The 6,678-nt window shown below is 74.6% G+C and carries 5 protein-coding genes; 3 read left to right on the top strand and 2 right to left on the bottom strand.

Translation table 11 applies throughout. The annotated features are described in order from the left end of the window. Together E4P38_RS19895 and E4P38_RS19890 are read right to left on the bottom strand one after the other, a co-directional pair. The coding region (locus E4P38_RS19895; protein WP_209309215.1) for a hypothetical protein at positions 1-1,321 on the bottom strand (1,321 nt) is incomplete at its 3' end. A 77-nt stretch (positions 1,322-1,398) separates the two neighbouring features. Continuing rightward, a complete protein-coding gene (locus E4P38_RS19890; RefSeq protein ID WP_245161179.1) occupies positions 1,399-3,492 on the bottom strand; it encodes a DUF2157 domain-containing protein in 2,094 nt (697 codons plus the stop codon). Between the two features lie 170 nt (positions 3,493-3,662). Here E4P38_RS19890 and E4P38_RS19885 point away from each other — a divergent pair, with 170 nt between their 5' ends. The 3 genes from E4P38_RS19885 to E4P38_RS19875 all read left to right on the top strand — a co-directional run bounded on the left by E4P38_RS19885 (position 3,663) and on the right by E4P38_RS19875 (position 6,652). Next, positions 3,663-5,264 (top strand): ABC-F family ATP-binding cassette domain-containing protein, encoded by a 1,602-nt coding sequence (locus tag E4P38_RS19885; protein WP_135133720.1) that lies wholly within the window; start codon positions 3,663-3,665, stop codon positions 5,262-5,264. Between the two features lie 310 nt (positions 5,265-5,574). Continuing rightward, positions 5,575-5,802: a helix-turn-helix domain-containing protein gene (locus E4P38_RS19880; RefSeq protein WP_135133719.1), complete on the top strand. Its 228-nt coding sequence runs from the start codon at positions 5,575-5,577 to the stop codon at positions 5,800-5,802. A 73-nt stretch (positions 5,803-5,875) separates the two neighbouring features. Further along, positions 5,876-6,652 carry an enoyl-CoA hydratase/isomerase family protein gene (locus E4P38_RS19875; RefSeq protein ID WP_135133718.1) on the top strand — a complete coding sequence of 259 codons (777 nt, stop codon included), beginning with the start codon at positions 5,876-5,878 and terminating at the stop codon, positions 6,650-6,652. Positions 6,653-6,678 lie beyond the last annotated feature (26 nt).

Raw genomic sequence — 6,678 nt, 5'->3', positions numbered from 1 at the left:
CGTCGTCGTCCGCCGTCACCGGGGGCCGGCCGGTGCGCCAGGCCCACCCCAGCGTGCACAGCCCCTGGACGGCGAGGACCAGCGCGAGCTCGGTCCGGCGTCCCTCGGCGGTCAGCAGGAGGACGGCGGCCGCCGCGCACACCGCGGCCGCGGCGGACGTCGCCCGTCGCGACGGAGCGTCCAGGCGCGAGCCGAGCGCCATGGCGGCCCCGTAGAACACGGTCAGCAGCACCGCCGCCGTGCCGGGGCCGAACAGCCCGTCCGGAAGGGCCAGCAGCACGGCACCGGCCAGGCAACCCACGGCGGTCGGCAGCGCGACCGGGCGGTTCTCGACGCGGCGGACGGCGACCAGCGCCGTCGGGATCGCGGTGAGCAGCAGCAGCAGCGAGAGCTCCCACCACTGCTGGCCGGCCAGCAACTGGGCCAGGGACAGGCTGGTCATCACGATCCCGGCGGCGAGTGCCACCGGGAGGAACAGTCCTCGGCGCCAGCCGCCCAGATAGGCAGCGGCGAGGTTGGCGATGAGCACCCCGGCGTAGCCCGTCAGCGTCACCGACAGCGGACCGAGGGAGGAGAACGCTCCGGTGATCGCGGCGCCGGCGACGACACCCGCGACCACCGGCATGACCCGCGGCGGGCCGAGGAGCGGTTCGAGGGGCTTCCGCAGCCGGGCGAGCAGCAGCCCGACAGCGGCAGCGATCATCAGCGCCGCGGAGAACCACTGCCGCCCGCCGTCGTCCGCCCAGGCGCTGGAGGAGCCACCCACGACACCGGCCAGCCACCACGGCGCCGTCGTCACCAGCGCCAGCCGCGCGACTCCCCGTCGTGCGACCAGGGCGATCCCGAGACCCACGAGCGAGACGCACAGGTAGAGCTCGGTGTGCAGGCTGCCCGGCACCAGATCGAGCGCCCGGAGCACGGCCAGCTGCGCGGCGGCCCAGGACACCAGTGGCCAGGCCGCGGTCGTGGGCGCGACGCGGTGCAGCACCAGGAACGCAGCGGCGAGCAGCAGCGCGGTGACCGGGTCGCCGTCGAGTGCGGGACCGCCCTGGGACGCCCCGGCCACGGCGAGACCGGCGGCGCACGCGGCGAGGATCTCCTCGGAGCTGCGCAGTCGCGCGCGAGCGGCGCGCAGGGAGACCCAGGTGGCGATGCCGGCGAGCACGACCAGGAGCACCCGGACGGCGATGCCGCCGTAGACCGAGGCGACCACGGCCGCCGAACTCACCAGCAGGACCGCGCCGACGCCGAGCAGCACCTGAGGCGGGCGGGCGCGGTAGGGCAGGGCAGGCAGGGGCGCGGTATCGACCGGCTGGCTCACGACCGCCCCCTTCCCATCCCCCGAGGCGCTTCCACCGTAGGGCGGCGGCGCGGCGGTGGCACCCGGTCGGGCTCCGATCAGGTCATCTGGGCCACCCAGGCCACGGCCTCCCGGGCCTGCTGGCGGCGGCGCTCGTATGTCGCGCCCACCACAAGCAGGAGCAGACCTGCGGCGCCCAGCGTGACCCAGCGGGGGAGCAGCGGCGCGTACGGGGCGAGCCGGCCGACGGCGACCACGACGAGGACGCCGGCGCCCACCACGAACGGCGCCTGCCGGTGCAGGAACGTGCCGGCGACGGTCAGAACCGTCGCCGCGACGAGGACGAGGACCAGCCGCAGGGCGGTCGGGTCCGCGATCACGACCAGCGCGGACGGGACGAGAGCCACCCCGACCGCCGCTCCCTCGGCCGCCCACGAGGTCGCGCCCGAGCGCAGCGCGGGGATCGCGATCAGCAGCAGACCCACCGCGGCCGGACCCGTGTAGGCCTCCGGTGTCTCCACCCCGGCCCCGCCGACGGCGATCCACGAGGCGACCACCAGGTCGGCCACCGCGACGATGCCGACCCACCGCCGATGGGCGACGATCGCGTAGCTCCCGGCGGCGACCCCGGCGATGCCGAGTTGGACGGCCACCTGCCCCCACGCCTGGACGCCGCCGCTCACCAGGCCCGCGGTGAGCCCGGAGACGGCACCGACGGCTGCGGCGACCCACTCCTCGAGCCGTGCCGCGCGCAGGGTCGCAACGGCGAAGGCGAGGGCGGCCAGGAGAGCGAGCAGGAGCCCGGCGACGGTGGCGGGAAGCACGTCGTCGGCCCGGGCGAGCAGGATCGCCGCCCACGGAGCCAGGAGTGCGGCGGCAGTGGCCTGCCGGCGGAGTCGAGGCAGGCGCAGGGCGGCGAGGGTCGCCGGCACCACCACGAGCAGGGCCACCAGAGCCAGTGCGCCGAACCGCTCGTCCTCGGCCATCAGCGCGGCGTGCGCACCCACCAGGGCCAGCCCGGAGGCGACCAGTCCCGCGGCCACAGCGGTCCTGCTCGCCAGCAGGACGGCGGCGGTGAGCAGGGCGAGACCGAGCCCCACCGCGATCCACGGGCCGGGGTAGCCGACGGTGCGCAGGGAGGCGGCGAGGGCCAGCCCGACCACCGCGCCGACCGTGCCGGGCACGACCCCGGCGAGACCCGGGGCGCGGCCGCGCCGGTCGAGGGCGAGAGCCGCCGTGCCGCCGACCGCGAGCACGCCGGTCGCCGTCCAGGAGTCGACGGCGTCGGAGCCGGCCGCCACCACGAGCCCACCGAGGACGCCGAGAACGGTGGCGGCGACGGCGAGGACCCGGGCGACCGGCCTGAGACCCGGGCGCAGCGCCCGGGCCGCTGCGACGTCGGCACCCGCCACCGCCAGTGCGACGGCGACCCCCGCCGGTCCGGTCAGCAGGTCACTGGTCAGCAGCAGGAACGGCAGCGGCTGAGCGGCGAGCAGCGCCACCAGCGGCCAGGTCGCCGTCGTCCTCGTGAGGCGGCCCAGACCGAGGCCCGCCGCGACGACGACGGCGCAGGAGATCGCCCACCACGGGCGCAGGCCGACGTCCTCCAGCTCGAAGAGCCCCAGCGCCCGGGCCGCGCCGAGGTCGACCGCGAGCAGCGCTGCCCCCGCGGCGGCCAGCGCCTCCTCGGTCGCGCGCAACCCCTTGCGTGCCGTCCAGGCGGAGGCACCGCACAGCAGCGCCGTCACCACGACCATGACGCCGGCCTGGAAGACCACGCCCAAGCGGGTCCACGCGACGGCGACGAACGCGAGGGCGGCGGCCACGACGAGCAGGGCGCCGAGACCGACCAGCACCTGCTGCGGGCTGAGCCGGCGCCGCGGAGGCCGCGGAGTCTGCGGAGCCGGGGCGGGTGCGGCAGCGGGCGGCCACCACGGCGCGGGCGGCGGAACGGGCACAGCGGCCGGCGGGGGAACAGGCATGGCCGACGGCGCCGCGGCAGGCGGTACGGTGTACGTCGTTCCCCCCGGTGCAGCGGCGCGGAGCGTGGCCACCAGCGCATCCCGGTCCTGGGCGATGTCCCGGAGGGTCGCACCGATCCGGGAGACGACGAGCGCGGCGTGCGCGGCGGCCGGCAGCCCACAGGTGGGGCATTGACCAGGGCCGATGTCGCCCGTCGGTCTGCCGCACACCGGGCAGGGCGGTCCCCAGGGGCCTCCACTCGCACTCATGTGCGCATCCTGTCGCTCCCTGCTCGGGAACGGGACCGTTGTCCACAGGAACACGCCCGGGTGAGTGATGCCGCCGATGTCACCCTCGCAGAGGTCGTGGTATCCGCCCGAGGACGCCTACCCTGGGATCAGTGATCACGACGACCGGCCTCGAGCTTCGCGCCGGCGCCCGCATTCTCATCAGCGACACCTCCCTCCGCGTGCAGCCGGGGGACCGGATCGGTCTCGTGGGCCGCAACGGTGCCGGCAAGACGACCACCCTGACCACGCTCGCCGGTGAGCGGGTGCCGCACGCGGGCAAGGTCGACGTGACCGGAGAGATCGGCTACCTCCCGCAGGACCCCCGCAGCGGCGATCTCGACATCACCGCGAGCGACCGCGTGCTGTCCGGCCGCGGGCTCGACGTCCTGCGCAACCAGTTGGTCAAGGCACAGATCGCGATGGCCGAACCGGCCGACGACGACGAGCGCGACCAGGCCGTGCGCCGCTACGGTCGGCTGGAGGACCAGTTCGCCGCGATGGGCGGGTACGCCGCCGAGAGCGACGCCGCCCGCATCTGCAGCAACCTCGGCCTGCCCGACCGGGTGCTCGCCCAGCCGTTGCGCACTCTGTCCGGTGGCCAGCGCCGCCGCGTCGAGCTGGCCCGGATCCTGTTCTCCGACGCGGAGACGCTGCTCCTCGACGAGCCCACGAACCATCTCGACGCCGACTCGATCACCTGGCTGCGCGGCTTCCTGTCCGGCCACCGCGGCGGACTGATCGTCATCAGCCACGACGTCGAGCTGCTCGAGGCCGTCGTCAACAAGGTGTGGCACCTGGACGCCAACCGCGCCGAGGTCGACGTCTACAACCTCGGCTGGAAGCTCTACCTGCAGCAGCGCGAGACCGACGAGCGCCGCCGCAAGCAGGAGCGGGCGAACACCGAGCGCAAGATCGACACGCTGAACGCCCAGGCCGACAAGATGCGGGCCAAGGCCACCAAGGCCAAGGCCGCGAAGAGCATGGACAAGCGCGCCGAGCGCCTGGCCTCGGGGCTGGCCGACGTCCGCGTGCACGACAAGGTCGCCAAGCTGCGGTTCCCGACGCCCGTCGCGTGCGGCCGGACGCCGCTGTTCGCCGAGGGCCTGTCGAAGAGCTACGGCTCGCTGGAGATCTTCACCGACGTCGACCTCGCGGTGGACAAGGGCACGCGCGTCGTCGTCCTCGGCCTCAACGGCGCCGGAAAGACGACGCTGCTGCGGATGCTGGCCGGCACCGAGACGCCCGACACCGGCGAGGTCAAGGCCGGGCACGGCCTGCGCGTGGGCTACTACGCCCAGGAGCACGAGACGATCGACATGGACCGCACCCTGCTCGAGGTGATGCAGTCGGCTGCCCCCGACAGCACGGCCACCGAGCTCCGCCGGATCCTCGGCGCCTTCCTCTTCTCCGGGGACACCGTCGACCAGCGCGCCGGCACGCTCTCCGGTGGGGAGCGGACCCGCCTGGCCATGGCCACCCTGGTCGTCTCGGGTGCGAACGTGCTGCTCCTCGACGAGCCGACGAACAACCTCGACCCGGCCAGTCGCGAGCAGGTCCTCGAGGCGCTGCGCACCTACGCCGGGGCGATCGTCCTCGTCACCCACGACGAGGGCGCCGTGCACGCGCTCAACCCCGACAAGGTCATCCTCCTGCCCGACGGCACCGAGGACAGCTGGAGCGAGGACTTCGCCGACCTGGTCTCACTGGCCTGAGAGGGTCGGCGCGCTTTCACTTTGTCAGCCTCCGGCCGACACCGCGGCCAGGAGTCGTCCCGACCGGCGCTGAGCCCCACCCGTGTCCCGGTCGGGGAGCCTTCGGCCCCCGCAACCGGGCCACACCGTGGGGCCGGTTCTCGACGTCGTCGTTCGCCTCGCCGTCCGGTCCTCCCTGGGTGATCATGTGACCGGGATGCCGTGGTCACTCGGACGGCGGCGCTCAGGGGACGGACTGCCAGCACCGGGGCCGGCACGGGCGGCTCGGTCGGGTGCGGGCGTGGGCCGGCGGCTGACACGGAGGGAAGTCATGGCCGACTCGACTACTGCGGATCTCGGCAAGGGCAAGCGGATCACCGGGGGAGACCGGTCGACGCTGGCCGACGACCTGCGCAAGCGCTACGACGGCGGCGAGAGCATCCGCTCCCTGGCCACGTCCACGAACCGCTCGTACGGCTTCGTGCACCGGCTGCTGTCGGAGTCGGGCGCCACCCTGCGCAGCCGCGGTGGGGCCAACCGGAATAGTAAGAAGGCGTGAGTGAGCTCGCGAACGAACAAGTAAGCAGAGCACGCCGCGGCACGCGGGGGCCGAGCGCCGGCGAGGCCGACGCGTGACACCGGAGAACTCGAACGGTTGGGTCAGCACGCAGCAGGACGGCGCCGTCCTCACCGTCACCCTGGACCGCCCCGACCAACTGAACGCACAGACGCCGACCACCTGGTCGACCCTGGCGCAGATCGGCTCGTCGCTGACCGACGACGTGCGGGTGGTCGTCGTCCGAGGTGCCGGGCGCTCGTTCTCGGCGGGCCTGGACCGGAGCCTCTTCAGCCCCGAGCCGGGCGTCACCGGCGGGCTCGGCGACCTGGGGCGCCGGCCGTCCGCGGAAGCCGAGGAGCAGATCCGCGGGTACCAGGCCGGCTTCCGGTGGCTGCGCTCGCCGGGGATCGTCTCCGTGGCCGCGGTGCAGGGACACGCGATCGGCGCGGGCTGCCAGCTCGCGCTGGCGTGTGACCTGCGGATCCTGACCGACGACGCGCAGCTTCGGCTCCCCGAGGCGAGCCTGGGCCTGGTCCCCGACCTCACGGGCACCAGCACGCTCGTGGAGCTCGTCGGCTACTCGCGGGCGCTGGAGATCTGCTTGACCGGCCGCGCGGTGAGGTCGGCCGAGGCGCACGCGATCGGCCTGGCCAACCTCGTGGTCCCGGCGGCCGAGCTGGACGCGGCCGTGGCGGACCTGGTGGCGGCGCTGACCGGCCCGCCGGTGGCCTCGAGCCGGGCGACGGCCGAGCTGGTGCGGTCCGCCGTCCGCAACGACTTCGCAGCCCAGGACGCCGCCGAGCGGGCCGCTCAGGTGCTCCGTCTCCAGGAGCTTGTCGGAGGCCGCTGACACACTGGCTCCGGAACAGCCCGGCT

Source organism: Blastococcus sp. CT_GayMR16, assembly GCF_004570875.1.
In the GTDB taxonomy this organism is placed as follows: Bacteria; Actinomycetota; Actinomycetes; order Mycobacteriales; family Geodermatophilaceae; genus Blastococcus_B.
The sequence above is the reverse complement of the archived record's forward strand: the minus strand, read 5'-3'. Positions and strand labels throughout refer to the sequence as shown.

What these genes read in the sequence shown, in the direction of transcription:
- E4P38_RS19880 (WP_135133719.1), top strand. Translation starts at nt 5,575, where the DNA reads ATGGCCGACTCGACTACTGCGGATCTCGGCAAGGGCAAGCGGATCACC.